The sequence below is a fragment of the Streptomyces sp. NPDC052721 genome (genome assembly GCF_040678315.1).
In the GTDB taxonomy this organism is placed as follows: Bacteria; Actinomycetota; Actinomycetes; order Streptomycetales; family Streptomycetaceae; genus Streptomyces.
The window spans coordinates 62,666-89,067 of sequence record NZ_JBFATL010000002.1 but is presented as its reverse complement, the minus strand read 5'-3'; the positions used below and the strand labels follow the sequence as shown (position 1 = coordinate 89,067).

Below are 26,402 nucleotides of genomic sequence, written 5' to 3'. Positions count from 1 at the left end.
CACGGCTCCCTCCACGGCGGCCACCGGAAAACCCCGATGCGTCCGGGTTTCGGCACCGGTCCGCGCCGCGCACCGCGACCGGCCGGGGGTGGGACGCGGGCGTCCTACTTCAGGCCGATCGCCGCGCAGGCCGCCTTGTACTTGGCGGTGCAGATGTCGCCGACGGTGTAGATGCCGTCCGCGACGACCGTGTCCTTGACGGTGCGCTTGGTCAGCGCGGTCACCTGGACCAGCTTGGCCGGGATGTCCTTGGTGGTGGGGCTGTCCACCCGGTCCTGGGTGAGGGCGTCGAACTGAATGTCCTTGCCCTGGAGCTTGGTGACGGCCATCTGCGCGGCGGCCTCGGCCTCGTCCGGGTAGGACTTGTAGACGCTCATGTACTGCTCGCCCGTCACCACCCGCTGCACGGCGTCCAGTTCCGCGTCCTGGCCGGTGATCGGGGGCAGCTTGGTGACACCGGCCGCCTTCAGGGCCTTGATGATGCCGCCCGCCATGCCGTCGTTGGCGGAGTAGACGCCGGCGATGTTGTCCCGGCCGATCTCCGCGATGGCCCTGGCCATGTTGGCCTGGGCGTTCTCCGGCTTCCACTTGGTGGTGTCGAAGCTCTTCGCGATGTCCACCTTGCCGTTCAGCTCGGAGAGCGCGCCCTCCTTGAACTGCTTGGCGTTGGGGTCGGTGGGCGAGCCGTTCATCATGACGATCTTGTCGGAGGTGTCGACGCCCGGGCCCAGCGCCTCCAGCAGGGTGCGGCCCTGCACCTCGCCGACGAGTTCGTTGTCGAAGGAGATGTAGGCGTCGATCGGGCCCTCGGCGAGACGGTCGTAGGCGATGACCGGAATGCCCGCGTCCTTGGCCTTCTTCACCTCGCCGGCGATGGCGTGCGCGTCCACGGCGTCGAGCAGGATGACGTCGACCTTGCCGTCGATCATGTTCTGCATCTGCTCGGACTGCCGGGCGGTGCTCGCGTCGGCGTTGGCGTACTCCACCTTGCCCTGCTTCTTGGTGAGTTCGGCCACCTTGTCCCTGATGATGGGGTAGTCGAACTTGTCGTAGCGGGTGTTCGCCTTCTCCGGCAGCAGCAGACCCACCGTGATGTCGTTGCCCTTGGTCGGGCTCGCACTCGCGCCGTCCCCCGTCACGTTCAGCACGCCACAGCCGGCGAGCGAGAGGGTCATCGTGGACACGGCCACGGATATGGCGATACGACGCATGCGAGGGCTCACTTCAGGTGCGTTCCGGACGTGGGCGTTGCTATACGGCCCAGGTGTCTGAAAAGACAACGCGGAGGCCACACCCGGCGTCAAGAAGAATCACTTAACGAGTCCGCAACACCACGCTCAGCTGTATCTGTGGAGGTCACGCGAAACCCCCTGCAAAGACCCTTTACCGACCGTGCACGTCAAGGGAGTTCATGGAAACGGCAAAGACCCGTACAACCACGGCGGTTGTTCTCAGCCACCCGGGTCCCGGCAAGGCGAAGAGGGGCCCGGCATCCGGGCCCCTCTTCGTGTGCGCCTGTGCGTGTCAGTCCTGCTGCTGCCGCTTCGGCCGCCACACCACCAGCGCGCTGGTCTGCTGGACCTCCTGGTACGGGACCAGGTCGCGCCGGTAGGAGGCGTGCACGGCGGCCTCGCGCTGCCGCATCGCCGCCGCCGCGCCGTCCAGGGCCGCCTCCAGCTCCGCGACGCGGGACTGGAGCGCGGCGACCTGGTTCTCCAGTTCGATGATCCGCTTGATGCCGGCCAGGTTGATGCCCTCGTCCTGCGACAACTGCTGCACCTGGCGGAGCAGTTCGATGTCACGGGCCGAGTAGCGGCGGCCCCGGCCGGCGGTGCGGTCGGGCGAGACCAGGCCCAGGCGGTCGTACTGGCGCAGCGTCTGCGGGTGGAGTCCGGAGAGCTGGGCCGCCACCGAGATGACGTAGACCGGGGTCTCCTCGGTCAGTTCATACGGGTTACGTCGACGGCCGTCCATCACTCTCAAGCTCCCTTCGCGGCCTCGAACAGCTCCGCCCGCGGGTCCTCGCCCGCGGTCGCCTCGCGATACGCCTCCAGTGCGTCACGAGCCTTCCCCGACAGGTCCGTGGGGACACGCACCTCGACGGTGACCAGGAGGTCGCCGCGGGTGCCGTCCTTGCGGACCGCGCCCTTGCCCCGGGCGCGCATGGTACGGCCGTTGGGCGTGCCGGGCGGCAGTTTCAGGGTGACGGGCGGGCCGCCGAGGGTCGGAACCCGCACCTCGCCGCCGAGAGCCGCCTCGGGATACGTCACCGGCACGGTGACGGTGAGGTTGTCGCCCTTGCGTCCGAACACCGGGTGCTCGCCCACATGGACGACCACGTACAGGTCGCCGGCCGGGCCGCCCCGCTCGCCGGGCGCGCCCTTGCCGCGCAGCCGGATCCGCTGCCCGTCGGTCACGCCCGCGGGAATGCGGACCTGCATCGTGCGGGACGACTTGGCGCGCCCGCTGCCCTTGCACTCCAGGCAGGGGTGCTCGGCGATCAGGCCGCGGCCCTTGCAGTCGGGGCAGGGATCGGTGAGCGAGAAGCCGCCACCGGAACCCCGGGCGACCTGGCCGGTGCCGACGCAGGTCGGGCACACGCGCGGTGTGCCGTTCTTGTCGCCGGTGCCCGAGCAGGCCTTGCAGGGCGCCTGGGAGGACATCCTCAGGGGCACCGTGGCCCCCTCGATGGCCTCCGTGAAGCTCAGCGTGACCTCGGACTCGACGTCCTGGCCGCGCCGGGGCTGGGTACGCGTGCCCGCGGCGCCGCCGCGGTTGAACAGGCCCCCGAAGACGTCACCGAGTCCGCCGCCGAAGCCTCCGCCCTGGGCGGCGCCTCCGAAGAGGTCGCCCAGGTCGAAGTTGAAGGAGCCGCCGGCCGCACCCGGCCCGGGACGGAAGCCGCCGTTGCCGAACAGCGCGCGCGCCTCGTCGTACTCCTTGCGCTTCTTGGGGTCGCCGAGGACGTCGTTCGCCTCGGAGATCTCCTTGAAGCGCTCCTCTGCCTTGGCGTTGCCCTTGTTGGCGTCCGGGTGGAACTCGCGGGCGAGCTTCCGGTACGCCTTCTTGATCTCGGCCTCGGTGGCGTCCTTGGGGACGCCGAGGACCTTGTAGTAGTCCTTCTCGATGAAGTCCTTGGTGCTCATCCTCGACGCACCCCCTTTCCGCGGTTCCCCTCAGTCGTCACGTCAGCCCTCGTCCGGGCCACCGCTCTCCTTGTCGTCGGCCGCCGGGGCCTCCTCGGCGCCCTCGGCCTTGACGGTCTGCGCGCCGGGCTGCGGTTCGGCGACGGCCACCCGCGCGGGGCGGATGGTGCGCTCGCCGATGCGATACCCGGGCTGCAGGATCGCCACGCAGGTCGTCTCGGTGACGTCCGGCGCGTAACTGTGCATCAGGGCCTCGTGGATCGTCGGGTCGAAGGGCTCGCCCTCCTTGCCGAACTGCTGGAGGCCCATCTTCGCCGCGACGGTCTCCAGCGACTCGGCCACCGACTTGAAGCCGCCGACCAGCTCACCGTGTTCCCGCGCGCGGCCGATGTCGTCGAGCACGGGCAGGAGCTCGGTCAGGAGGTTCGCGATGGCGATCTCCTTGACCGCGGCCCGGTCGCGCTCGACGCGGCGGCGGTAGTTCTGGTACTCGGCCTGGAGCCGCTGGAGGTCCGCCGTGCGCTCGTTCAGCGCCGTGCGCACCTGGTCCAGCTGGGCGACCAGACCGGCGTTGTTCTCTGCGTGTCCGTCCCCGGCCGGGGCCGCCCCCTCCTCGGGGGCGGCCTTCGGCTCGGCGTCGTCGGAGGTGGCGCCGGAGGGGACGTCGGGCTTCTCCTCGAAGCCCGGGGTCTCCTCCGTCATTACGCGGCACCGTCCTTGCGCTCGTCGTCCACGATCTCGGCGTCCACGACGTCGTCGTCGGCCTTGGCCTCACCGGCACCGGCGGAGGCGCCGCCCGCGGCCTGCGCGCCCTGGGCGTCGGCGTACATGGCCTGGCCCAGCTTCTGCGAGACGGCCGCGACCTTCTCCGTGGCGGAGCGGATCTCGGTGGTGTCCTCGCCCTTGAGCTTCTCCTTCAGCTCGGCGACGGCGGACTCGACCTCGGTCTTGATCTCGCCGGGGACCTTGTCCTCGTTGTCCTTGAGGAACTTCTCGGTCTGGTAGACCAGCTGCTCGCCCTGGTTGCGGGTCTCGGCGGCCTCGCGGCGCTTGTGGTCCTCCTCCGCGTAGCGCTCGGCCTCCTCGCGCATGCGGTCGACCTCTTCCTTCGGGAGCGAGGAGCCGCCGGTGACGGTCATCTTCTGCTCCTTGCCGGTGCCGAGGTCCTTCGCCGTGACGTGCATGATGCCGTTGGCGTCGATGTCGAAGGAGACCTCGATCTGCGGGACGCCACGCGGCGCCGGCGGCAGACCGGTCAGCTCGAACATGCCGAGCTTCTTGTTGTAGGCCGCGATCTCGCGCTCGCCCTGGTAGACCTGGATCTGCACCGACGGCTGGTTGTCCTCGGCCGTGGTGAAGATCTCGGAGCGCTTGGTCGGGATCGTGGTGTTGCGCTCGATCAGCTTGGTCATGATGCCGCCCTTGGTCTCGATGCCGAGGGACAGCGGGGTGACGTCGAGGAGCAGGACGTCCTTGACCTCGCCCTTGAGGACACCGGCCTGGAGCGAGGCGCCGATGGCGACGACCTCGTCCGGGTTCACACCCTTGTTGGCCTCCTTGCCGCCGGTCAGCTCCTTGACGAGTTCCGCGACGGCGGGCATGCGGGTCGAGCCACCGACGAGGACGACGTGGTCGATCTCGTTGATGGAGATGCCGGCGTCCTTGATGACGTTGTGGAACGGCGTCTTGCAGCGCTCCAGCAGGTCGGCCGTCAGCTGCTGGAACTGAGCGCGGGTGAGCTTCTCGTCCAGGTGCAGCGGGCCCTCGGCGGACGCGGTGATGTACGGCAGGTTGATCGAGGTCTCGGTCGAGGAGGACAGCTCGATCTTGGCCTTCTCGGCGGCCTCACGCAGGCGCTGGAGGGCCATCTTGTCCTTGGACAGGTCCACGCCGTGGCCGGACTGGAACTGCTTGACCAGGTAGTCGACGACGCGCTGGTCCCAGTCGTCACCACCGAGGTGGTTGTCACCGTTGGTGGCCTTCACCTCGACGACGCCGTCGCCGATCTCCAGCAGGGACACGTCGAAGGTGCCGCCACCGAGGTCGAAGACGAGGATCGTCTGGTCGTCCTTGTCGAGGCCGTAGGCGAGGGCGGCCGCGGTGGGCTCGTTGACGATGCGCAGGACGTTCAGACCGGCGATCTCACCGGCCTCCTTCGTGGCCTGGCGCTCGGAGTCGTTGAAGTAGGCCGGGACGGTGATGACCGCGTCCGTGACCTTCTCGCCCAGGTAGGCCTCGGCGTCCCGCTTCAGCTTCTGCAGGATGAACGCGGAGATCTGCTGCGGGTTGAAGTCCTTGCCGTCGAGCTGGATCTTCCAGTCGGTGCCCATGTGGCGCTTCACCGAGCGGATGGTCCGGTCCACGTTCGTGACCGCCTGGCGCTTGGCGACCTCGCCGACGAGCACCTCGCCGTTCTTGGCGAAGGCGACGACGGACGGCGTGGTCCGGGCACCCTCGGCGTTGGTGATGACGGTGGGCTCGCCGCCCTCCAGAACGCTGACGACGGAGTTAGTCGTGCCCAGGTCGATGCCGACCGCACGTGCCATGGTTGATTCCTCCAGCTGACTTGAGTGGAACAGGCTCAAGTGTGCATGAGGAGACCGGCTGGGTCAACAGACCTGAGCCAGCCAGACTCAACTCTTATCCGTTCCTTACACGCAAGTGCCCGCTGACCTGCGTCGATGACGGGCGGCGACCCTGCGGAGCGGGAGCCAAAAGGAGGACGAGAACGGCGAACGCCACCCCACCGGCCACCCAGAGCACGACCGAGTCCCCCGTCCACCCGGTGTGCACGAGCACCCCCACGAGCACCGAGGAGAAGGAGCCGGCCCCCAGCAGCACGACCGACCCCTGCGGGGTGAGCCCGAGCCGCCGCAGCCGGTGCGCGAGATGGTCGGGGCCGCGCCGCAGCAGCGGGCGCCGGGCCAGCCCCCGGGCGAGGACCACGAGCAGGGCGTCGGCGACGGCGACGGCACCGAGGCAGAACACCACGGCCGCGCTCGGCCCGATGTCGTACCCCGCGCGCGTGAAGACCACCGCCGACGACAGCACGAACCCGGTGAACAGCGAGCCGCAGGCGCCGAGCCCGACCCGCGCGGGATGCCAGTTGTGCATCAGGAAGCCGGTGAGCGCGGCGGCGACGACGCTCAGCAGCACGGCGAGGCCGTCCATCACCTCGGCGGCGGCACAGGCCCCGGCACCGAAGGCGGTGACCACCCCGACCGTCCCGGCCAGCCCGTCGACGTGGTCGAGCCCCTTGAAGGCGAGGGTGGCGAGGACGATCCAGCCGATGGCCAGCATGCCGCCCGGCGCGCCCGTCTCGTCGTACGGAACCACGCAGACCGCCGCCACGGCCGTCCCGGCGACGAGCACGCGCGCGCGGAGCCGCCACACGTCGGCCACCAGGCCCAGCCCGGCGACGGCGGCGGCCGCCATGAGCAGCCGCCCGACCCCGTCCCCGAGCGGGGCGACCCGGGTCCACTCCCCCGTTCCGGCGACCAGGCAGGTGACGGCCACGACCGCGAGACCGCCTAGGAGGGGCAGGGGCCGCTGCCGGCGCCGGTCCAGGATCCCGGCCCTCCGGGCGGGCAGCCGGAGCGCCGCCGTGAGCACGGCGGTGAAGAGAAGGGCTGCGGTTGCGGCGGCGATCCCGTAGAGCACGGCTCTAAGGTAGGGGCGAAAGTATCAATTCGGTACGAATAACACGATCCGATTGGCTGGCGGCGACCCAGATCACCCCGCGCTCTGCTGCATCCCGACGGAAGATGGGGGTAGTCTCAGACGGACTACATAAGTTACCGCTTAGTAATGTCGATCAGCTCAGACAGCTCGTTCCGACCGAGGCCGCCTCAGGAGCCCCAATGCAACTCGCCGCGATCATCGTGTCGCTGGTCCTGATCGTGGTCGGCGTGGCACTGTTCGGCCGCGCCCTCCTGCAGATCTACACCTTCATGCGGCTGGGCCAGCCGGTGCCGGCCGGCACGCGGACCAACGATCCCACACAGCGCACCCTCACCGTGGTCAAGGAGTTCCTCGGCCACACACGGATGAACCGCTGGGGCATCGTCGGCGTGGCGCACTGGTTCGTGGCGGTGGGCTTCTTCACCCTGCTGCTGACGATCGTCAACGCGTTCGGGCAGCTGTTCAAGGCGGACTGGCTGCTGCCGGTCCTCGGCGAGTGGGCGCCGTACAACGTCTACGTCGAGTTCATCGGCACCATGACGGTGATCGGCATCCTCGCCCTGATCGTCATCCGCCAGCTGAGCCACCCGCGCAAGCCGGGCCGCAAGTCCCGCTTCGCCGGCTCCAACTTCGGCCAGGCGTACTTCGTCGAGACCGTCATCCTCATCGTCGGCGTCTGCATCTTCATGCTGCACGCCCTCGAAGGCGCCCAGCACCACGTGGACGGCTACGAGGCCTCGTTCTTCATCTCGTACCCGGTCGTCTCCTGGCTGGAGGGCCTGGACGTCTCCACGCTCCAGAACCTCACCTACTTCTTCGCCGGCCTGAAGATCGCGACCTCCTTCATCTGGATGATCACGGTCGCCCTGAAGACCGACATGGGCGTGGCCTGGCACCGCTTCCTGGCGTTCCCGAACATCTGGTTCAAGCGCAACGCCACCGGCGAGACCTCGCTCGGCGCCCTGCTGCCGATGACGTCCGGCGGCAAGCCGATCGACTTCACCGACCCCGGCGACGACGACGTCTTCGGCGTCTCCCAGGTCGAGCAGTTCTCCTGGAAGGGCCTGCTGGACTTCTCCACCTGCACCGAGTGCGGCCGCTGCCAGTCGCAGTGCCCCGCCTGGAACACCGGCAAGCCGCTCTCCCCGAAGCTGCTGATCATGTCCCTGCGGGACCACGCGCACGCCAAGGCGCCGTACCTGCTGGCCGGCGGCGGCAAGACGATGGAGGGCGAGGAGAAGGCCTCCGAGGAGCAGCTCGCCTCGGTACCCGCGGCGGCGCTGGCCGAGGCCGAGCGCCCGCTGATCGGCACCGCCGAGGAGAACGGCGTCATCGACCCGGACGTCCTGTGGTCCTGCACCACCTGCGGCGCCTGCGTCGAGCAGTGCCCGGTGGACATCGAGCACGTCGACCACATCGTGGACATGCGCCGCTACCAGGTCATGATCGAGAGCGCCTTCCCCTCCGAGGCGGGCACCATGCTCAAGAACCTGGAGAAGAAGGGCAACCCCTGGGGCCTGGCCAAGAAGCAGCGCCTGGAGTGGACCAAGGAGGTCGACTTCGAGGTCCCGGTCGTCGGCAAGGACATCGAGGACCTCACCGAGGTCGAGTACCTGTACTGGGTCGGCTGCGCCGGCGCCCTGGAGGACCGCGCCAAGAAGACCACCAAGGCCTTCGCCGAGCTGCTGCACATCGCGGGCGTGAAGTTTGCGATCATGGGCGGCGACGAGAAGTGCACCGGTGACTCCGCCCGCCGCCTGGGCAACGAGCCCCTGTTCCAGGAGCTCGGCATGGAGAACGTCGCCGCGCTGAACATGGCGTTCGGTGAGGACGACGACGACCCGGCGACCAAGAAGCCGAAGTCGGCGAAGAAGATCGTCGCCACCTGCCCGCACTGCCTCAACACCATCGGCAACGAGTACCCGCAGCTCGGCGGCGACTACGAGGTCATCCACCACACCCAGCTGCTCCAGCACCTGGTGGACGAGGGCAAGCTGATCCCGGTCACCCCGGTCGAGGGCATCATCACGTACCACGACCCGTGCTACCTGGGCCGCCACAACAAGATCTACACGCCCCCGCGCGAGATCATCGGCAAGGTCCCGGGCCTGCGCAACGAGGAGATGCACCGCCACAAGGAGCGCGGCTTCTGCTGCGGCGCCGGCGGCGCGCGGATGTGGATGGAGGAGCGCATCGGCAAGCGCATCAACAACGAGCGCGTCGACGAGGCCCTGTCCCTCAACCCCGACATCGTGTCGACGGCCTGCCCGTTCTGCCTGGTCATGCTCACCGACTCCGTGAACGGCAAGAAGAACGACGGCAAGGCCAAGGAGTCCATCCAGGTCGTGGACGTCGCCCAGCTGCTGCTCGACTCCGTCAAGACGCCGGTCGACCCGGCGGGCGAGACGGAGGCGGAGAGCGAGCCGGAGCCGGAACCGGTGAAGTAACGGCCTCCGGAACCCGACGGCGCCCCCTGACCCGCACAGGCAGGGGGCGCCGTCGTATCCGCTAGGCGTTCTTGGGCGCGGCCTGCTGCACCACCTCGAAGGACCACAGGGTGGAGCCGGAGGCCGCCGGCTTCGGGCGCTCGCCGCCCTCGCCGCCACCCTGGTGCGCGGACTTCATCGGCCCCTCCATCCACGCCTGGAAGGACTCCTCGTCACGCCAGCGCGTGTACACGAGGTACTGGTCGGTGCCCTCGACGGGCCGCAGCAGCTCGAACCACTCGAAGCCGTCCGAGTTCTCCACGGCGTGGGCCCGCGAGGCGAACCGCTTCTCCAGGACCTCCCGCTGCTCGGCGGGAACGGTCAGCACGTTGATCTTCACTACGCTCATGCCACCATCCTGACCCACGACACGGCCGGGGCACGGGTGCCGCCGCGACTCGAATGTGCGCGTACCGCCGCGGTTGTCATGGGGCCGATGAGGCCGGCGGTGCCGATGCGAAGCGGCGGAGCCGGGCAGCCGCACGGACGAAGACCGCCGACACCCCGTCGCGCTGCCCGCCCCCCGCGACAAAGGCAGCGAGGTCCCGCACGACGTCACCCCGCCGGACTCCCGGCCGGCGTACGGCAGTTGCTCAGCCCGGAAGCAGCAGGCCGCGCCCACCCAGGGACGGCTCCCGGCTGTCTTCGGCGCCGAGGAGGGCCCGTGACCTCGACGACGGCTCCACCGGCCTGACCGCCTCGGCCGACCGGCATGACGCGCGTCCTGGCCGCCACCGGCTTCCACGCAGACCACCTCGCCGGCCTGGTCGTACGGACCCGTAGCCACCCACCGGCGGTCACGGCGGCCTCGCAGAAAATTACCGGACTCACGTACAACCTTTACGCCCCGGCACAGGTCTCCCCATCGCCGGCCTCCTGTGAACCGCGGGACAACTCGCGTCGAACACGGGGAGTCCGCACCCCATCGACTGCGGATGCCCGCCAGGCATCCCCCGCATGCCGCAGGAGAACCGCATGCACAAGCACCGCCGACTCGCCCTCGCGACGGCCACCGCGGCCGCGCTGACGGGTGGTCTGCTCACCTTCGCCTCCTCGCCCGCGACCGCCGCCGACTCCGTCAAGGTCGCGAAGGCCGACTTCAACGGCGACGGCATCGGCGACGTCGCCACCTCGGCACCCGGCGCCTACGTCAGCGGCCAGAAGGACGCCGGCCAGATCGTCGTTCTGTACGGCACGGCCACCGGCGTCTCCTCCGCCAAGCGCACCGTCATCAGCCAGAACACCACCGGCGTCCCCGGCACCGCCGAGGCCGGCGACGGCTTCGGCCGGGAAACGGCCTACGGCGACTTCAACGCCGACGGCTACGACGACCTCGCCGTCGGCTCCCCGTTCGAGAAGGTCGGCACCGACACCAACGGCGGCGACCTCGTCATCCTGTACGGCTCCCAGACCGGCCTGACCGGCAAGTCCGCCCACCTGGTCGACCCGGCCGTCTCCTCCCACGACTACTGGGGCAAGGACCTCGCCGCCGGCGACTTCGACGGCGACGGCAAGACCGACCTGGTCGTCGGCAGCTCCTCCGCCACCCTCTACCTCTACAAGGGCGGCATCAGCAGCTCCGGCACCGCCGGCAGCATCACCACCGTCAAGCCGCCCATCCTGTCCGGCAGCAACGACTACCCGTTCGGCCCGATGAGCCTGACCGCCGGTGACGTCAACGGCGACGGCCGCACCGACCTCGTGGTCGACGGCTACGAGACCTCCACGCAGTACGGCTGGAACACCAACTACTGGCTGCCCGGCACCGCGAGCGGTCTGAGCGGCTCCACCGCCCAGGCCCTCAAGCCCGGCATCATCACGGCGATCGGTGACATCAACGGCGACGGCTTCGGCGACATCGTCAGCGGCGCCGGCTGGGACGCCACCACCGAGGACGGCACCCCCGTCCCGGACGCCTCCGACGGCGGCCGGGTGAACGTCACCTACGGCTCCGCCTCCGGCCCGGCCGGCACCACCGGCATCAACCAGAACACCGGCAGCGTCCCCGGCACCTCGGAGAAGGGCGACTCCTTCGGCTGGGACCTCGACCTCGGCGACATCAACGGCGACGGCTACCAGGACCTCGTGGTCAGCGCCCCGCTGGAGGACATCGAGGGCGTCACCGACACCGGCGCGGTCACCGTCCTTTTCGGCTCGGCGTCCGGCGTGAACACCGCCTCCGCCACCCAGTCCTTCAACCAGAACACCACCGGTGTCCCCGGCGGCAACGAGAAGAACGACCTCTTCGGCGTCGACGTCAAGCTCGACGACGTCACCGGCGACGGCAAGGCCGACCTCGTGATCGGCGCCAACGAGGACAGCGGCGACGGTGCCCTCACCTACCTGCCGTCCGACGGCACGAAGATCACCACTTCCGGCAGCCGCTTCATCGGCGCCGGCACCGCCGGCGTCTCCACCTCGGGCACCCCGCAGTTCGGCAGCGTCTTCGCCGACTGACCAGCCCTCGTCCCGCTCATCCCCGGCCGGGCCCGCGCGTCGCGGGCCCGGCCTCCTCCCACCCGGAGCCCCGCCTTGCGCAAGCGCGTCCTCCTGCTCGCCGCCACCCTGACCACCGGCCTGCTCACCGCCCTGCCCATCACCCCCGCCACCGCCGCGCCCTCCCATCTGACCGGCGACTTCAACGGCGACGGCTACCTGGACATCGCCCTGAGCGCCGCCGGCCACCAGGTCGGCACGGCGCAGCAGGCCGGTGCGGTCGTCGTGCTCTACGGCTCGTCCTCGGGCGTCTCGGCCGCCAGGCGCACCCTGATCACGCAGAACTCCACCGGTGTCCCGGGCACCGCCGAGGCGGGGGACCTCTTCGGCGAGAGCCTGGCCGCCGGCGACCTGGACGGCGACGGCTACTCCGACCTCGTCGTGGGCGCCCCGAGCGAGACCATCGGCGACCGGGACGCCGTGGGCAGCGCCACCATCCTGTGGGGCGGCACGTCCGGCCTGTCCGGCGGTGCCCTGGTGCCCCAGCCGTCGACCCTCTCCGAGTGGGGCAACTTCGCCACCGGCATCGCCGTCGCCGACTTCGACGGCGACGGCAAGCTCGACGTCACCCTCGCCGGCCGCAACCACGTCCGCCTGTACCGGGGACCCTTCACCCGCACCGGCACCCCGGCGAGCAACCTCGGCGTCGGCGAACTGGGTGGCGCGGCCAACGTGTTCGCGGGCGATCTGAACCACGACGGCGCCGCCGAGCGGGTCTACCCGTTCCTCGTGGACGGCGACTCGGGTGGCGAGATCGACTACTTCACCTGGAACGGCTCCAAGTGGGCCATGAAGAACCTGCCGAACGCCGACGGCCTGCCGGGCTCGATCGCCGACATCAACGGCGACGGCTACGGCGACATGGTCCTCGGCGACCCCACGGACCCCAGCACGGCCAAGAAGACCGGCTACAAGGGCGGCCAGATCTCCGTCTGGTACGGCGGCCCGAACGGTCCCGACCCCGCCCAGACCCCGACCGTGATCCACCAGGACACCGCGGGGGCGCCCGGGACCGCCGAGGCCGACGACATGTTCGGCTCGTCGATCAGCACCGGTGACATCAACGGCGACGGCTACGCCGACGTCGCGGTCGGCGCGCCCGGCGAGGACCTGGGCAAGGCCGCGGAGGCCGGCGCGGTGACGGTCCTGTTCGGCTCCGCCTCGGGCCTGACCACCAAGGGTGCCAAGACCTGGACGCAGGACACCGAGGGCGTGCCCGGCGGCTCCGAGGCCTGGGACCAGTTCGGCCAGTCGGTGCGGCTGATCGACATCAACAAGAACGGCAAGGCCGACCTGGTCGCCGGCGCGGGCGGCGAGAACGGCTACGGCGCCGTCACCGTCCTGCGCGGCACCGCCTCCGGCCTGACCACCGACTACGCCACGTTCATCAGCGCCCGCGACGTCTCCGTGCAGGGCATCGGGGACTTCGCCTGGGCCATCGCCCAGTGACGTACCCCCGCCCCAGGCCTTCCCGAGGGAACCACATGCGCACCCGCGTGCTCGCCGCCGCCCTCGCCGGCGCGCTGGCCCCGCTCGCCCTGACCGTGCCCGCCGCCCACGCGGCGACGGCCGCCGCCCCGTACGACTTCAACGGCGACGGCCGCGCCGACCTCGCGATCGGCGCCCCCGACGCGACGGTCGGCGGCCGGTCCGAGGCGGGCGCCGTCTCGGTCGTCTACGGCAGCTCCGCCGGGCTGAGGACGGCCACCCGCACCCTGATCACCCAGAACACGGCCGGCGTGCCCGGCACCGCCGAGGCGGGCGACGCGTTCGGCAGCGCCGTCGCCTCCGCCGACCTGAACAAGGACGGCTACGCCGACCTCCTGATCGGCGCGCCCGGCGAGGACGTCGACGGCGACACCAACGGCGGCACGGTGATCGTCGTCTGGGGCGCCCGGTCCGGCCTCTCCGGGTCCCGTACGGTCATCAACTACGGGAAGGAGGAGACGGACCGGTACGGGCAGGCCCTGGCCGTGGGCGACCTCGACGGCGACGGTGACCTCGATGTCGTGATCGGATCCACCGGCTCCAGCGTCCTGAGCTTCGTCAACGGCCCCGTCACCCGGTCCGGCTCCTTCCAGGGCGGCTCGGGCGCGGGCTCCCCCGCTCCCTACTCCCCGTCGTACGGCGTCACCTCCGTGTCCGCCGGGCGGATCTCCCCCGCCTGGTCCACCAGCCTGGTGGTGCACGGCCGGCAGCCCCGCACCGGCGCGGCCGTCACCCACCTGGTCACCGACCCGTCCATCGGCAACTACACCGACTGGTGGCAGGAGCTGCCCGCCGGCACCGTCTCGGCGACCGGCGACATCGACAAGGACGGGTACGCCGACATCGCCATCGGCAACCCGGCCGAGACCTCCGCCGACCCGGCGGGAGCCAAGGGAGGAAAGGTCACCGTGGTCTACGGCGGACCGGGCGGCGAGGACACCTCCCGCGCCCCGCTGGTCCTCGGCCAGGACACCGCGGGCGTGCCGGGCGCGGCCGAGACCGGCGACGCGTTCGGCAGCAGCGTCTTCCTGGGCGACGTGGACGGGGACGGGTTCAAGGACCTGGCGATCGGTGCGTCCGGCGAGGACTCCGGCACCGGATCGGTCACCCTCCTGCGGGGCACCGCCTCCGGGCTGACGACCAAGGGCGCGGTGTCGTACACCCAGAACACCGCGGGCGTCCCCGGCACCGCCGAGAAGGGCGACCGCTTCGGCGCACGGGTCCTGCTCGCCGACCACTCCGGTGACCACCGCGCCGAGCTGACCGTGGCGGGCCCGGGCGAGAACGCGGGCGACGGCGCGGTCTGGTCGCTGCGCGGCACCACCGGCGGACCGACGACGGCCGGTGCGCTCTCCTTCGGCCCGGCGGCCACCGGGGTCTCCACGGCGGGCACCCCGCGGTACGGCTCGGTCCTCAACAACTGACGCCGCGCGGCACCACCGGGGAAACGTCCGGGGAACCCGGGCCGGACCCTGAACCGCCCCCTGACGCCCCCTTAGGGGATGTCACAGGTCGGCCGCAAAGCCGGGCCCGGACCGCCGGGCCCGGCACGTCGGCCCTCAGGACCAGGTACGTTCGATGACGTGGCTGGATTCAGGATCGGACGCGGGGGCCGAGACAACCGCACCCCCCAAGGACAACAGGCGCCGCAGGGACCGTCGTACGGGCACGGACATGGGCACGGGCACGGGCCCGCTCGGCCCGGGGGGCCGTCGTACGGACGGCCGGGCCCCTCGGCTCCCGCGGGCCCCTCGTACGGCTACCCGTCGGCGCCGCAGCCGCCGTACCAGCGGCAGGGGCAGCCGTACGGATACCCGGGGCCGGCCGACGACGGACCGGAGTACTTCGGCGACGGCGGCCACCCGGGCCCCGGCGCGCACGACCCCTACGCGGCCGACAACCCGGGCCACACCCAGGCCTTCTCGGTCGACGAGGCCGCCGGCTACACCCAGGGCGCGACCTATCAGGCCGGCTCCGCCGCCGCGCCCGCCGCGCCGCTCGGCCCGCCCCTGCACTGGAAGGAACTGCTGAAGGGGATCGTCCTGTCCCCGAACGACACCTTCCTGCGCATGCGGGACTACACGATGTGGACGCCCGCCCTCATCGTGACCTTCCTCTACGGCCTGCTCGCGGTCTTCGGCTTCGACGGCGCCCGCCAGGACGCGATCAGCGCGACGCTGTCCAACGCGGTGCCGATCGTGCTGATCACGGCCGTCGTGATGGTGCTCGGCCTGTTCGTCCTGGGCGTCGTCACCCACACCCTGGCCCGCCAGCTCGGCGGCGACGGCGCCTGGCAGCCCACGGTGGGGCTGTCCATGCTGATCACGGCCCTCACGGACGCGCCCCGCCTGATCGTCGCCATGTTCTTCGGCGGCGACGCCGGCTTCGTCCAGCTCCTCGGCTGGGCCACCTGGGTCGGCGCGGGTGCCCTGCTGACCCTGATGGTGTCCCGCTCCCACGACCTGCCGTGGCCGAGGGCGCTGGGGGCGTCGGCGATCCAGCTGATCGCGTTGCTGTCGATCGTGAAGCTGGGCACGTTCTGAGTGCTGACGCACAGGAAGGGCCCCCGGCGGGAAAGCCGGGAGCCCTTGTCGCGTCCGTACTCCGGGATCAGGCGTCCAGAACCTGCCCCGCCCGCTTCACCACGGGCGGCTCCACGCTCCACGGGAAGTTGATCCAGTCGTCGGTCCGCTTCCACACGTACTCGCACTTCACGAGGGAGTGGGACTTCTCGTAGATCACGGCGGAGCGCACCTCGGCGACGGTGTCGAGGCAGAAGTCGCGGACGAGCTTCAGGGTCTTGCCGGTGTCGGCGACGTCGTCGGTGATCAGCACCTTCTTATCGGAGAAGTCGATCACGTTGGGGACGGGCGCGAGCATGACCGGCATTTCCAGGGTCGTCCCCACACCGGTGTAGAACTCCACGTTCACGAGGTGGATGTTCTTGCAGTCGAGGGCGTAAGCGAGCCCGCCCGCCACGAAGACTCCCCCGCGCGCGATGCTGAGCACGATGTCGGGCTCGTACCCGTCGTCGGCGATGGTCTGCGCCAGCTCGCGGATGGCGGCCCCGAACCGCTCGTAGGTCAGGTTCTCCCGCACGTCTGCGCTGCTCATGCTGTCGTCGCCCTCACACCTGGGTCCGATGGAAATTGAGATAGGACCGCGAGGCGGTCGGCCCGCGCTGGCCCTGGTACCGGGAGCCGTAGCGCTCACTGCCGTACGGCGACTCGGCGGGCGAGGACAGCCGGAACATGCACAGCTGCCCGATCTTCATCCCCGGCCACAGCTTGATGGGGAGGGTGGCGAGGTTCGACAGCTCCAGGGTGACGTGCCCGCTGAACCCGGGGTCGATGAACCCGGCGGTGGAGTGCGTGACCAGCCCCAGCCGCCCGAGCGAACTCTTCCCCTCCAGCCGGGAGGCGAGATCGTCGGGAAGCGTGATCACCTCGTACGTGGAGGCGAGCACGAACTCCCCGGGATGCAGGATGAACGGCTCATCGCCCTCCGGCTCCACCAGCCGGGTCAGATCGGCCTGCTCGACGGAGGGGTCGATGTGGGGGTACCGGTGATTCTCGAACACCCGGAAGTACCGGTCCAGCCGTACGTCGATGCTCGACGGCTGCACCATGGTTTCGTCATAGGGATCGATCCGTACCCGCCCGGCGTCGATCTCGGCCCGGATGTCCTTGTCTGAGAGAAGCACGTAGCGAGGATACGCAAGGCGCGCGGAGCCGTCGCCATCACGACTGCTCCACGCGCCCGCTGTGACACCCCGACTACAGTCGGTCCACTCCCGCTGCCCTCACCTCTTCTGCAGGGCGACGGGGACCGCGCTGCGGAGCCGGGCACACCGCGGACACCGCACGAGCCGGCCGGGGCCGAGCCGCTCGGCCTGCTGCATCGGGAACGAAGCGGTGCTGAAGACGTGCCCGTCCGCGCATCGGACGACGGTGCGTTCCATCAAGTCCCTCAAGTCCCTTCCCCAGGAGCCTCGTCCGGCGTTGCTGCCCGGACGACAAAAGCCACATTACGGGATCAAAGAGACGACTCTCCAGGCGGCACTCCGGCCCCACCGGACCCCTCCACGGTACGCCCCAACTCCGGCCGCCCGCAGCCGGATCCCCCCTCTGAAACGGACTCAGCCCCCGGGGTCCGAACACCAGGGGCCGACGATGATGTAGAGTGAGCAAGCATCCGGACACCGGACCCCCGGGCCCGCCCGTCCGTATTACGCGGGTGTAGTTTAATGGTAGAACATCAGCTTCCCAAGCTGAGAGCGCGAGTTCGATTCTCGTCACCCGCTCCATGAAGAAGGCCCAGGTCAGTAGCCTGGGGTTTGTTTGTTGTCTAGTCCAATTTGAGGGTGGCGTGCCCTCCGCGTGCCCTAAGTCGAGGCTGAGCGGTCACCTCAGGGGTGCCTGGATGCCTCTCTGGCCACCCCCGCCCTGGTTCGTCTCAAATGGCGAGACGCATTTCGTGTGACCTGCGCCACAGGTTGTGCAAATGGTGGTGAAGTCCCTTACGCAAAGGGCGACTTGCGGGCTTGCGCTCAGCTGTCGACCATCCGGACTGCACTTCGGTCGTTCCGCAGCGGCAGCATGAGCGGGTGGTTCACAATGCGCGCCATGCCCATGAGGTACGACCGTTCTCGAAGACGCCGAACGTCATCGCGTTGTGGGCGTCCCACGAAGAAAGGGACGCCCTGCAAGCTCCCCCAGGAGATCGGCCGAGGCTGTCGGCACCACGCCACCCGAGCTGAGCGTGAAGCTGCCGCCGAGGAGGCAAAAGCTCGGACCGAGAGGGCGAGGCAGCAGGCAGAACGAGAACAGCGGACGATCAGAGTCGTGCTCTCGCTCGTCACCCTGGCCGTGTTTGTTGGCCTTGGCGTCGGTGTCTGGGATGCCTGGAAGGACGATCAGCACGAGTCCATGTGCCAGCCACACCGAACCGAGGCCCTTGCGCTGAGCGACAAGGCCCGCGCCGTACGGATTCCTTTGGTGTTCGCCGGCGACCCGAACATCAGCATCCTGCAGTTCGGGACCAAGCTCCCCGACGATCTCGGGAACCTCGACACCACATCGGCCACCGAGCTGGACATAGCAACGGCGTACGCCAAGAAGCGCGACCTGGCTGGTCAGGCTGCACGCATTGTTCTCGACCACCAGGAGTGCTTCGACAGCGACTTCATCGCCGAGGCCACCCGCATAGATCAGGCCCCTACCGAGGTCAGCCGGGTAGAAATGCCCTCACCCGCTCACTGCAGCGACGGGTGGCCGTCCAGCTCCATCGGCCGACGAGGTGCGTGTTCACACCACGGCGGCGTTGTCGCTGGGCTCCCATGGGCCACGTTGCTCTTCGACTGATCTTGTAGGACGCGGCAACCCAGGGCTTCGACTCTTGCCTTAGGCAGACACCAGGTCTCCCAACGCTTCACGAAGGGCGGTGCCTACGACAGGTCCTGCCACGGCCACCTGCCGAAGCTCTTCGCCCTTCATGTAGCGGTAGCTCTGTGGAGGGTGGAAAGCCCCCGCGGAGCGCAGCGCGCTGAGCGTCACCGGCTCGTCGAAGGAGACGGGATCCTCCAGCGTGAGGCCGCTCGCCTGAGTCGCGCCACTCATGTAGGCGTCGTACTCACGCCGAGTGATTCCCGTCTGGGCGCTGTGGGCGGACCACACCTCCTTTGGGGAGGCGACATGGACTGAAGCGATGCGCGCCATGCCCACCACAGCCATGGTGGGCGCGGTCGCGTACAACAGAACCGGGGTTCCGGGTGGCGCAGCGACGCGTTGGCGGCGGACCTCCACCGTCTTGCTGCCGGCCAAAATCGCGGTGGCGAAGCGCGGGTGGACGGACAGCAGCATCGCGCGTTCCGGATCGTTCACGTCGTTCGGTGCCCCTCTTGGTAGATCGCCTGGAACAGCTCCTCGCTGATCTTGGACAGCGAGATCAGCGAACTCGGCGACCACGGTAGTCCCCGCTCCCTGGCCAGCGAGGTCAATCGCCGCAGCGTCACCGGCTTCGGGAAGATCTCGGTGTCCGAAAACCTCAGTGCCATGGCGTGGCCGGAGGTGTCAGCAGCTGCTTGAACCTCAGCTCGACCATATACGCCCAGGTGTTCGAATTTCGAGAAGAGGGTGTCGGGCGTGTCGATGAGCACCTCGTCGAGTCGCGAACTGCCCACCACCATTTGGCCTTCGCCCGGGGAACTGCCCTCGCTGACGTACCAGAGCAGGCGAGCCGGGACGCTCTCCCCGCGGCGGCCCGAGGAACGGTAGTAGACGTGCTCCCTGCTGATGCCCAGGGCGTCACTCCGAGGAATGAGCATGGCCGGGACGTTGAACAGCTCGGTTGACCAGCGCGGCTTGATGGGCACCAGGAAGGACGGCAGCCCCGAGTCGATGACCTTCGCCGGCCACCACGCCCGCTCCACCACGGCGGCTACCTCGGCGGGCATGCCGACGCGGAGCGCGGTCGTCTCCACGGTCAGCTCGCGGGCCAGTCCGCCCGCCACAGCCTCCACCTCGGCAGCCGTCCCGCACACATTCACGAGGAGGGCGACAAGCCTGCCGTCATGCTCGAAGAACCCGTCGTCGCCTGCCGCGGACTTGGCGGCCGCGGAGGGATGCGAATCGCTGATGCGGATGATCTCTGCACCGCAGTCCCGGCCAAGCCGCTTGATCAGGAAGAGGAGCTGCCGGGCCAGAGTCTCTTCCAGTGGGTGGCTGGCCGTACGAAGGACGGGGACAACCAGCGTTCGCCCATCCAGCGCCCATGCGTAGAGGGCAACCGGGTGGCCCTGACCATCCCTGAGCAGTTCGCGGCGCCAGGCGACCGTACCCCCATTCAGCGACCGCAGGCGCTCGGCGAAGGCCGAGCCGTCGTCGCCACCCGCCTGGTGGAAGAAGGCGACCAGTTCGCCCTCTGCGCCTGGTGCCACCTCGCCGGACCGGAACTCCGTCCCCATCAGATCGGCCGGGCGATACACCTGGGCCTGCCGCAACTCATCCACGTGCAGCGTCACGGTGGAAGGCGAGACGACCCGGACCCGGGCGACCTCCCAGGCCACGTCAGCCAGGCGGGACAACAGCGGATCGCGGGTCGCCAGGACTTGCAGACCGGCACATGAGGTCTCGGCCACGTACCGCAGGCAGAGCCGAAGCTCAGCGCCGACGGTCAGACTGGGGATGGCCTGCGTGGCGGCCACGAGTAGTTCACGGGTTCGCTCGTCCACAGCTGCCGAGTCGGGGGACAGCTTGCGCAGGCCGGTCAGAGCCGCCCGCTGGTGCTGACGCTCTGCCGTGTCTGTGAGGTCCCGGATCTGATGAACCAGCTGGGGTGTGTATGCGAGTTCGATGAGATCCGCCATCCAGCCGGCTTCCAGTGCGCGGGATTCCTCCGCGTCGGCCGTGTCAGCGAGGCCGCGCAGATCGGCGAACACTCCGTGGTCGACCGTTACCACCAGGAGCGCGTCGCTCTCCATCTCCGTGAACAGGTCCGGATGGCCGAGGTCCAACCACCAACCGTCCAGGATCTCGCCGTCACGGCCGCGGCCTCGCACCTCACCATCCGGGACGAAGCCGAGACTCCTCCACATCCCGCTCAGGTTGTAGTCCCGTCGGCACTTGGCCTTGATCCCGAGTCGCTGTGGGTACCGCTCTTTGATGCCCTCCACCAGCCGGCGGGCGATGCCCCGGCCGCGCTGTTCCTCCGCCACACACAGGTGTGCGAGCCGAATACGCGCGCTCCTCTTCGGCAGTCCGAACAGCGCATAGCCGAGCACCTCGTCCGCTTCAACCGCGGCCAGAAGGCCGCCATCCTCCGCTGCCTTCCGGTAAGCAGGAGGCGTCAGAAGCCCCAGCGTCTTCGTGTAGCGATCACCCAGGGCTATGGCCTTGTCGATCAGCTCGTCCTGCGCAGGCGAAACGGACACCAACTTGATCGCCATTGCTCCCCCCTCCAGTTGGGCCGGTCACGGCCGCCCACAACTCCCCTGTCAGTGCATGCAGGAAAAGCTGATCTCACTCACGGCCGTCTCTCAAGGGGGCACAAGGGGCGCACGGTAATGCGGAGACTGTCGCACGCGGTGCCGACCGTCCCGGAGTCCGGCCGACGCAGCCGTCCGGCCGGACTCCGTAGGTCACGGCTTCCTTCGCCTACATGGCTTTCGTCTGCTCGGCAGCTGACGCGCGCAGCCGCTCTCGCACCTCGGCGTCGATCCCCTGGGCCAGCTTGCGCTGGTGCTTCGCCGTGGAGTGCTGGTAGATCAGCTGGGCCCGCTCGGAGGACTGGCCGGCGCGGACCATGAGGTCCTTCAGCTTGGCTCCGGTGTCGGCGGCGAGGGTGTTGCCGGTGTGTCGGAGGTCGTAGAAGCGGAAGTTGTCCGCCATGTCGACCTTCTTCCTGGCCTTGCGCCACTTCCGCCCGAAGGTTGAGCGGCGGAACGGTGCGCCCTTCTCCCCGACGAAAAGGAGGGCGTCCGGCTCTTTCTCAGCGAACCACTGCAGGTGGCGGCGCAGCTCGGGGAGCAGGAAGTCGGGCAGGTAGACGGTGCGCTTGCCCGCCCGGGACTTCGGGTCGCCGGTGACCCGCTTGCCGTTGGTGAGCTCCGGGGAAGCCTGCGTGATCCGCAGGGAACATTCGTCGAGATCGACACTGCGACGGCGCAGCTCGGCCAGTTCCTCGGGGCGGAGCGCGGCGAACGCGCCGAGCAGGACCATCAGGCGCCAGCGCGGGCCCATGGCGTCGGCCAGGTCGAAGACCTGCTCGATCGTGGCCGTTGGACGCTCGCCGGCCTCCTCCTTGCCGGCGCCCTTGATACGGCACGGGTTGCTGCGGAGCAGGTCATCGTCGACCGCCGTCTGCAGGATGGCCTTCAGCAGCCGGTACGACTTGGCGACCGTGGTGGCGCCGGTCGCCTTCAGGCGCTCGGCCCGCCATGTACGGATGCTGGGCGAGCTGATCTCGTCCAGGTCCTTGCCTCCGAAGGTCGGCAGGATGTGCAGGCGCAGCAGGCCGTTGTAGCGATCGACCGTCGTCGGGGCCAGCCCGCGCTCTCTCAGCCAGCGCAAGGCGTACTTCTTGAAGTTGACTGCCCCAGCGTCCGGGTCGCGCCACTGGTTGCGCTCGATGTCGGCGCGGGTGAGGTTGAGCCACTCCTGCGCGTCGGACTTGGTGTCGAACGTCTCCGGCGCGGTGTAGCGCTGCCCGTCCGGTCCCAGGTAGCGGGCCTGCCATCGGCCGGAGGGGAGCTTGCGTACCGTGCCGAACTCGCGCCGCCGCTGCGGCTTGCGTCCCGCCATCAGGCCGCCTTCCCGTAGCGGGCACGGATGCGGCGGACCGGCTCGACGGTGCGCGCCTCGACGTACTCGGTGATCGCGCTTTGCGGGATGCGCACCGGGCGACCGAGCTTCACGTAGCGGATGCGGCGCTCGGCGATCAGGCGGCGGACGAAGCGCTCCCCTGTACCGAGCATTTCGCCGGCCTCGGCCACGGTCAGGAGCCGGTCAGTCATTCGCCGTCACCTCCTGATCGGTGCGAGCGGTGCGCTGGGAGCGGGGAAGGGCAGAGGGTATTGCGGGTCGGCGCAAGGGCGACGGGTCCTTTACTCGGGGGGTCTGGGCGGCTGGCCGTTGCTGCTGGCAGCGCTTGGGGTTACGCGGCGCGAGGCCCCTGGAGGAGTTCCTGAGGCGAGACACGGAGGGCCTGAGAGAGAGCGACGAGGTCGTCGATGTCGCAGCGGCCTTGGGCGCGTTCGATGCGGGACAGCATCGTGTTGGTCATCGGACGGCCGAGGGCGGTGACGCGGGCGGCGAGCTCGCGCTGGGCGAGGCCGCGTTCGGTGCGGAGGATTTCGATGCTGCGGGCGGTCCGTATTCCGGCCGTACCGATTTCCAGGGATCGTGCTGCCATGGCTCCATTTGTAGCTTGCATTCGCCGGTTTGGTTAACCGGGGATCGTCGGCTATGTTCCGCCCGGCGAACCGGCGGGAGTTACCTCTGGGCTGGGGGTTCGGGTATCCGTCGGGCGTTGCCTTCGTCGGCCCGAAAGTGCGCTCTGACGTGGGATGTTGTGTTGTATCTTGCGCCGCAGCAGGGAGTCAACGGTCTCCCGATGTGATGCTTCTGGCTTCAACTGACAGGACATTATTTCGGCAACCGCCGCTTCGGGTTTATGGTTTTGGTGATGCCTCGCAGCACAGGTTCGCCGTCAGCTGTCTGATTTCCCGGCGGAATGCTGGACTTGTGCGGCATGCGTGTGGCTGTCTTGGCTATACGACGCCACCAGCCCTCCCCCGCGCCTCCGGACCGGGGCTGTGTGCAACCCCCTCCCTGTGCAACGCCCGACGAGGGCCGACCGCACCTCCCCTCCCTGACCTAGGAGCCGCCGCCCGATGAGCTACGACGCCCGTGAATGGGTGTGGGACCACAGCCACAGCAAGGGAACCGCCCGCATGGTCCTCGCCCTGATCGCCGACCGGTGCCGCGACCGGCACTGCGTCGCGTACGCGTCCGTGCCCACCCTCATGAAACGCGCCAACGCCTCCCGCACCGCCGTACGCGATGCCCTGGCCAAGCTGATCGCCAGCGGCGAGCTCGTACAGCTCACCGACCGCAAAGGGCCGCGGGGAGAGACGTACTACCACCTCCCAGTCGCCGCCCGGTTCCTCGCCGAGCAGACCGCGGAGGGGAACCGGAATCCGACCCAGGGGGGTCAGATTCCGACCCTCGGGGGGTCGGAATCCGACCCGGCCGAGCACGTCGAAGGGGAGTCGGAATCCGACCCCGGGGAACAGCATCCGACCCCCAGGGGGTACGGATTCCGACCCGGAGGGGGTGCAGATTCCGACCCCCAGAACAGAAGAGAACCGAAGGTGAACGGTAAGAGCAGCAGCTCTGCCCCGCTCATCTCCGCCATCGAGTGGCAGATCGACACCGATGCCCGTTCCTGGCTGCAGCACCACGGCCACCTCGACCGCCTCGGCGAGGACGCGATGCACGCCGCCGACGAGAAGTGGCGCACCTACCGGGCCGCCTGGGCGCCCCGCACCGCCGCCGCGTGGGCAGCCGACTGGCGCGCGTGGATCGCCCGGGAACACACCCCCGCCCCTGGCCGCCCCAAGCTCTACGCCCTGCCAGGCGGCACACCCTCCCCACCAACACTCGGCATGACGCGCTCCGAGGCGCACATGGCCGCCCTGCTCGCCGCCCTCGACGAACCGACCGGAACGGAGTAACCCGCCTTTGGACCGACGCGAAGTCGCCGCTGTCCTCGCCTACGTCGGACGCCTCGATCCCCGCACCATCCGCTCCGGCACGGGCGAAGCCCGTGACCAAATCGCCCAGTGGCAGGAGCTGCTCGACGACGTGCCCTTCGCCACCGACCACGGCTGGGACGTCCACGAGGCCATACGGTCCCACGTCCTCGACTCGCCGTACCCGATCCTGCCCGTGGACGTCGCCCGCCGATGGCGTGCCCACCGACGCGACCGCCTCGAGCGGCACACCGACCCCATTCCCGCCGCCGACCCGGACGATCCGGCCGCCTGGCGAGCCGAGCTGCTGCGGTCCCGGAACGCTGTCGCCGCCGGCATAGCCTCCCCTACCAGGCGCCGGCAGATCGCCAGCGGTGGCCGGCCTCGCGACGTCGAGGGGCGCCTGCGCGAGATCGGCTCGTGCATCCCGCCGGCCGTCCGCGCCGAGCTGGCCCGCTACCGTCCGAACCGCGCCGCTCGCGAGGCCGCCGTCGCCGAGGGCATCCCCGATGCACTCAGAGTCCGGTGCAACTGGTGCCAGGCACCCGTGGGCTCCCCTTGCCGTCAACGAAGGGCGAGCCCCGACGGCGCTGCCCGGGGCAATGCCATACGCGCGACCCCTCACCCGTCGCGCATCGACCTCGCCGCTGCCCGGACGGACCGGCGCCGAGCTGCGTGACGCAGCCCGGCGCCGCTCCTCGCGGCAGCTACGTGGGGCTACGACCGTCGGTCCCCGAACCGGTCGTACACGACTCCCACGAGCACTTTGGGGACCGCGTCCCGGGGACCGTGTGACGGCTGCCGGGGACCGGTCCCCTCTGAAGTCGCAGCTCAGAGGGCCTTTCATACCGGTCCCAGAGCGTCCCCAGAACGGGGACCGTCCCCGCAGCAGTACCTTCGGTCCCCTCGGGGACCGGGACCGTGCAGGAAAAGGGGGACCGTCCCCGTGACGACGTGTCAGGGGGACCGTCCCCGATGAGCGTCGCGTCCCCGTCCCCAAGCGTCTGGGGACCGTGCACCGCAGCACTTTGGGTACCGGTCCCCGTCGCTCTCCTTTCAGCCGCAGCCCTCGCTCGGACAACGCCCATCTCGGTCGACCTGTCCAGACCTCAGCCGACCACCGCCGAATTGCTCCGACCGCTGCCCTCGCTCGGCGACCCGGCGACTCAGCTCCCCTACCGAACACCCCGGAGAACCACGCATGCACGACCGACACCATGAACACACCAACCGGCAGGAGACGCCCACCGCCCCCGACAACCGCGCAGCAAGTTATCCGCCAAGACAGTCTTCCCCGGTGGGGAAGACTGTCCAGGCGCAACCCGCCCCGGGGGTGGCGGGTCCGGACTGGCACCAGGGGGCGCCAGTCCGGGAGGCAGCGGCCGTGGGGGGATCGCAGCCAGAAGGGCAGTCGCCAAGCTCCAAGCACCGCACCTCCGAGAAGACCGCGCGCAAGCGCTCGCCGAGATCCGGCAATGACAAGCGCGTTCACGTGTGCTGTGTCCGTCTCAATGACACCGAGAAAACCGTCCTCACCGCTGCTGCCGCGGCGACCCGAGCGAGTCTGCCCGCCTTCCTCGCCCGCAGCGGCCTCGCCGCCGCCAGTGACCTCAACAACACCGCCGCTGCCATAGCCGGACGACGAGAAACAATCTCGGAACTGTTCGCCACACGCCGGCACCTCAACCAGGTCGGCAACAACCTCAACCAAGCCTCCAAGGCCCTCAACTCCGGTTCCTGGCCTGTCGAGATCGACGCCGTCCTCGCCGCCGTAAACCGCGCCGTTCACCGCGTCGACTACGCGGTGCAACAGCTCATCGCCCAGCACTAGGAAGCAGCGCGGGCAGGATCCGC

At 69.5% G+C, this 26,402-nt stretch carries 23 protein-coding genes and 1 tRNA gene; 10 read left to right on the top strand and 14 right to left on the bottom strand.

Annotated features, from left to right (window positions below):
* Nucleotides 1–104: 104 nt before the first annotated feature.
* The 6 genes from AB0L21_RS02445 to AB0L21_RS02420 all read right to left on the bottom strand — a co-directional run bounded on the left by AB0L21_RS02445 (nt 105) and on the right by AB0L21_RS02420 (nt 6,806).
* On the bottom strand, nt 105–1,211 hold the full coding sequence (locus tag AB0L21_RS02445; RefSeq protein ID WP_365699066.1) for a substrate-binding domain-containing protein: 1,107 nt from the start codon (nt 1,209–1,211) through the stop codon (nt 105–107).
* A gap of 313 nt (nt 1,212–1,524) precedes the next feature.
* Nucleotides 1,525–1,974 (bottom strand): helix-turn-helix domain-containing protein, encoded by a 450-nt coding sequence (locus AB0L21_RS02440; protein ID WP_030648250.1) that lies wholly within the window; start codon nt 1,972–1,974, stop codon nt 1,525–1,527.
* A gap of 5 nt (nt 1,975–1,979) precedes the next feature.
* Nucleotides 1,980–3,146, bottom strand: a complete 1,167-nt coding sequence (gene dnaJ / locus AB0L21_RS02435; protein ID WP_365699065.1) for a molecular chaperone DnaJ — start codon at nt 3,144–3,146, stop codon at nt 1,980–1,982.
* 42 nt (nt 3,147–3,188) lie between these two features.
* Nucleotides 3,189–3,848: a nucleotide exchange factor GrpE gene (grpE, locus tag AB0L21_RS02430; protein WP_365699064.1), complete on the bottom strand. Its 660-nt coding sequence runs from the start codon at nt 3,846–3,848 to the stop codon at nt 3,189–3,191.
* Nucleotides 3,848–5,692 (bottom strand): molecular chaperone DnaK, encoded by a 1,845-nt coding sequence (gene dnaK / locus AB0L21_RS02425; RefSeq protein ID WP_365699063.1) that lies wholly within the window; start codon nt 5,690–5,692, stop codon nt 3,848–3,850. The genes grpE and dnaK overlap by 1 nt, the downstream gene beginning before the upstream one ends.
* 94 nt (nt 5,693–5,786) lie before the next feature.
* Complete coding sequence (locus AB0L21_RS02420; protein ID WP_365699062.1) at nt 5,787–6,806, bottom strand: MraY family glycosyltransferase; 1,020 nt, start codon at nt 6,804–6,806, stop codon at nt 5,787–5,789.
* Between the two features lie 200 nt (nt 6,807–7,006).
* Between AB0L21_RS02420 and AB0L21_RS02415 the strand changes: the two genes are divergently transcribed.
* On the top strand, nt 7,007–9,274 hold the full coding sequence (locus AB0L21_RS02415; protein WP_365699061.1) for a (Fe-S)-binding protein: 2,268 nt from the start codon (nt 7,007–7,009) through the stop codon (nt 9,272–9,274).
* A 61-nt stretch (nt 9,275–9,335) separates the two neighbouring features.
* On the opposite strand, the gene AB0L21_RS02410 is transcribed toward AB0L21_RS02415, so the two are convergent.
* Nucleotides 9,336–9,662 (bottom strand): antibiotic biosynthesis monooxygenase, encoded by a 327-nt coding sequence (locus AB0L21_RS02410; protein ID WP_030648240.1) that lies wholly within the window; start codon nt 9,660–9,662, stop codon nt 9,336–9,338.
* A 626-nt stretch (nt 9,663–10,288) separates the two neighbouring features.
* Here AB0L21_RS02410 and AB0L21_RS02405 point away from each other — a divergent pair.
* The 4 genes from AB0L21_RS02405 to AB0L21_RS02390 all read left to right on the top strand — a co-directional run bounded on the left by AB0L21_RS02405 (nt 10,289) and on the right by AB0L21_RS02390 (nt 15,840).
* The gene (locus AB0L21_RS02405) at nt 10,289–11,770 is read left to right on the top strand and encodes an FG-GAP and VCBS repeat-containing protein (RefSeq protein WP_365699060.1); all 1,482 of its coding nucleotides are present in this window, start codon (nt 10,289–10,291) and stop codon (nt 11,768–11,770) included.
* Between the two features lie 75 nt (nt 11,771–11,845).
* Nucleotides 11,846–13,258 carry an FG-GAP and VCBS repeat-containing protein gene (locus AB0L21_RS02400; protein ID WP_365781764.1) on the top strand — a complete coding sequence of 471 codons (1,413 nt, stop codon included), beginning with the start codon at nt 11,846–11,848 and terminating at the stop codon, nt 13,256–13,258.
* 35 nt (nt 13,259–13,293) lie between these two features.
* Nucleotides 13,294–14,721, top strand: a complete 1,428-nt coding sequence (locus AB0L21_RS02395; RefSeq protein ID WP_365781763.1) for an FG-GAP-like repeat-containing protein — start codon at nt 13,294–13,296, stop codon at nt 14,719–14,721.
* 78 nt (nt 14,722–14,799) lie between these two features.
* The gene (locus AB0L21_RS02390; RefSeq protein WP_365699056.1) at nt 14,800–15,840 is read left to right on the top strand and encodes a YIP1 family protein; all 1,041 of its coding nucleotides are present in this window, start codon (nt 14,800–14,802) and stop codon (nt 15,838–15,840) included.
* A 67-nt stretch (nt 15,841–15,907) separates the two neighbouring features.
* Here AB0L21_RS02390 and AB0L21_RS02385 read toward each other — a convergent pair whose 3' ends face one another.
* Together AB0L21_RS02385 and dcd are read right to left on the bottom strand one after the other, a co-directional pair.
* Entirely contained in the window at nt 15,908–16,411 is a 504-nt protein-coding gene (locus tag AB0L21_RS02385; protein ID WP_041665384.1) for a phosphoribosyltransferase, read from the bottom strand.
* A gap of 13 nt (nt 16,412–16,424) precedes the next feature.
* On the bottom strand, nt 16,425–17,000 hold the full coding sequence (gene dcd / locus AB0L21_RS02380) for a dCTP deaminase (RefSeq protein WP_030648230.1): 576 nt from the start codon (nt 16,998–17,000) through the stop codon (nt 16,425–16,427).
* A 529-nt stretch (nt 17,001–17,529) separates the two neighbouring features.
* Between dcd and AB0L21_RS02375 the strand changes: the two genes are divergently transcribed.
* Nucleotides 17,530–17,603 (top strand) — tRNA-Gly (locus tag AB0L21_RS02375).
* A gap of 538 nt (nt 17,604–18,141) precedes the next feature.
* On the top strand, nt 18,142–18,660 hold the full coding sequence (locus AB0L21_RS02370) for a hypothetical protein (RefSeq protein ID WP_330338751.1): 519 nt from the start codon (nt 18,142–18,144) through the stop codon (nt 18,658–18,660).
* Nucleotides 18,661–18,699: 39 nt separating this feature from the next.
* Here AB0L21_RS02370 and AB0L21_RS02365 read toward each other — a convergent pair whose 3' ends face one another.
* The 5 genes from AB0L21_RS02365 to AB0L21_RS02345 all read right to left on the bottom strand — a co-directional run bounded on the left by AB0L21_RS02365 (nt 18,700) and on the right by AB0L21_RS02345 (nt 23,206).
* On the bottom strand, nt 18,700–19,179 hold the full coding sequence (locus AB0L21_RS02365) for an ASCH domain-containing protein (RefSeq protein WP_330338752.1): 480 nt from the start codon (nt 19,177–19,179) through the stop codon (nt 18,700–18,702).
* Complete coding sequence (locus tag AB0L21_RS02360) at nt 19,176–21,242, bottom strand: GNAT family N-acetyltransferase (RefSeq protein ID WP_365781760.1); 2,067 nt, start codon at nt 21,240–21,242, stop codon at nt 19,176–19,178. Before AB0L21_RS02360 ends, AB0L21_RS02365 begins: the two co-directional genes overlap by 4 nt.
* 208 nt (nt 21,243–21,450) lie before the next feature.
* Complete coding sequence (locus AB0L21_RS02355) at nt 21,451–22,596, bottom strand: site-specific integrase (protein ID WP_365781758.1); 1,146 nt, start codon at nt 22,594–22,596, stop codon at nt 21,451–21,453.
* Entirely contained in the window at nt 22,596–22,808 is a 213-nt protein-coding gene (locus AB0L21_RS02350; protein ID WP_365781756.1) for a helix-turn-helix domain-containing protein, read from the bottom strand. Before AB0L21_RS02350 ends, AB0L21_RS02355 begins: the two co-directional genes overlap by 1 nt.
* A gap of 140 nt (nt 22,809–22,948) precedes the next feature.
* The gene (locus AB0L21_RS02345) at nt 22,949–23,206 is read right to left on the bottom strand and encodes a helix-turn-helix transcriptional regulator (protein WP_365781754.1); all 258 of its coding nucleotides are present in this window, start codon (nt 23,204–23,206) and stop codon (nt 22,949–22,951) included.
* A 481-nt stretch (nt 23,207–23,687) separates the two neighbouring features.
* On the opposite strand from AB0L21_RS02345, the gene AB0L21_RS02340 reads away from it, so the two are divergent.
* The 3 genes from AB0L21_RS02340 (at nt 23,688) to AB0L21_RS02330 (ending at nt 26,379) form a co-directional block, all read left to right on the top strand.
* Complete coding sequence (locus tag AB0L21_RS02340) at nt 23,688–24,530, top strand: helix-turn-helix domain-containing protein (protein ID WP_365781752.1); 843 nt, start codon at nt 23,688–23,690, stop codon at nt 24,528–24,530.
* Nucleotides 24,531–24,537: 7 nt separating this feature from the next.
* Nucleotides 24,538–25,227 carry a hypothetical protein gene (locus AB0L21_RS02335; protein ID WP_365781750.1) on the top strand — a complete coding sequence of 230 codons (690 nt, stop codon included), beginning with the start codon at nt 24,538–24,540 and terminating at the stop codon, nt 25,225–25,227.
* A gap of 705 nt (nt 25,228–25,932) precedes the next feature.
* Nucleotides 25,933–26,379 carry a plasmid mobilization relaxosome protein MobC gene (locus tag AB0L21_RS02330; protein WP_365781748.1) on the top strand — a complete coding sequence of 149 codons (447 nt, stop codon included), beginning with the start codon at nt 25,933–25,935 and terminating at the stop codon, nt 26,377–26,379.
* Nucleotides 26,380–26,402 lie beyond the last annotated feature (23 nt).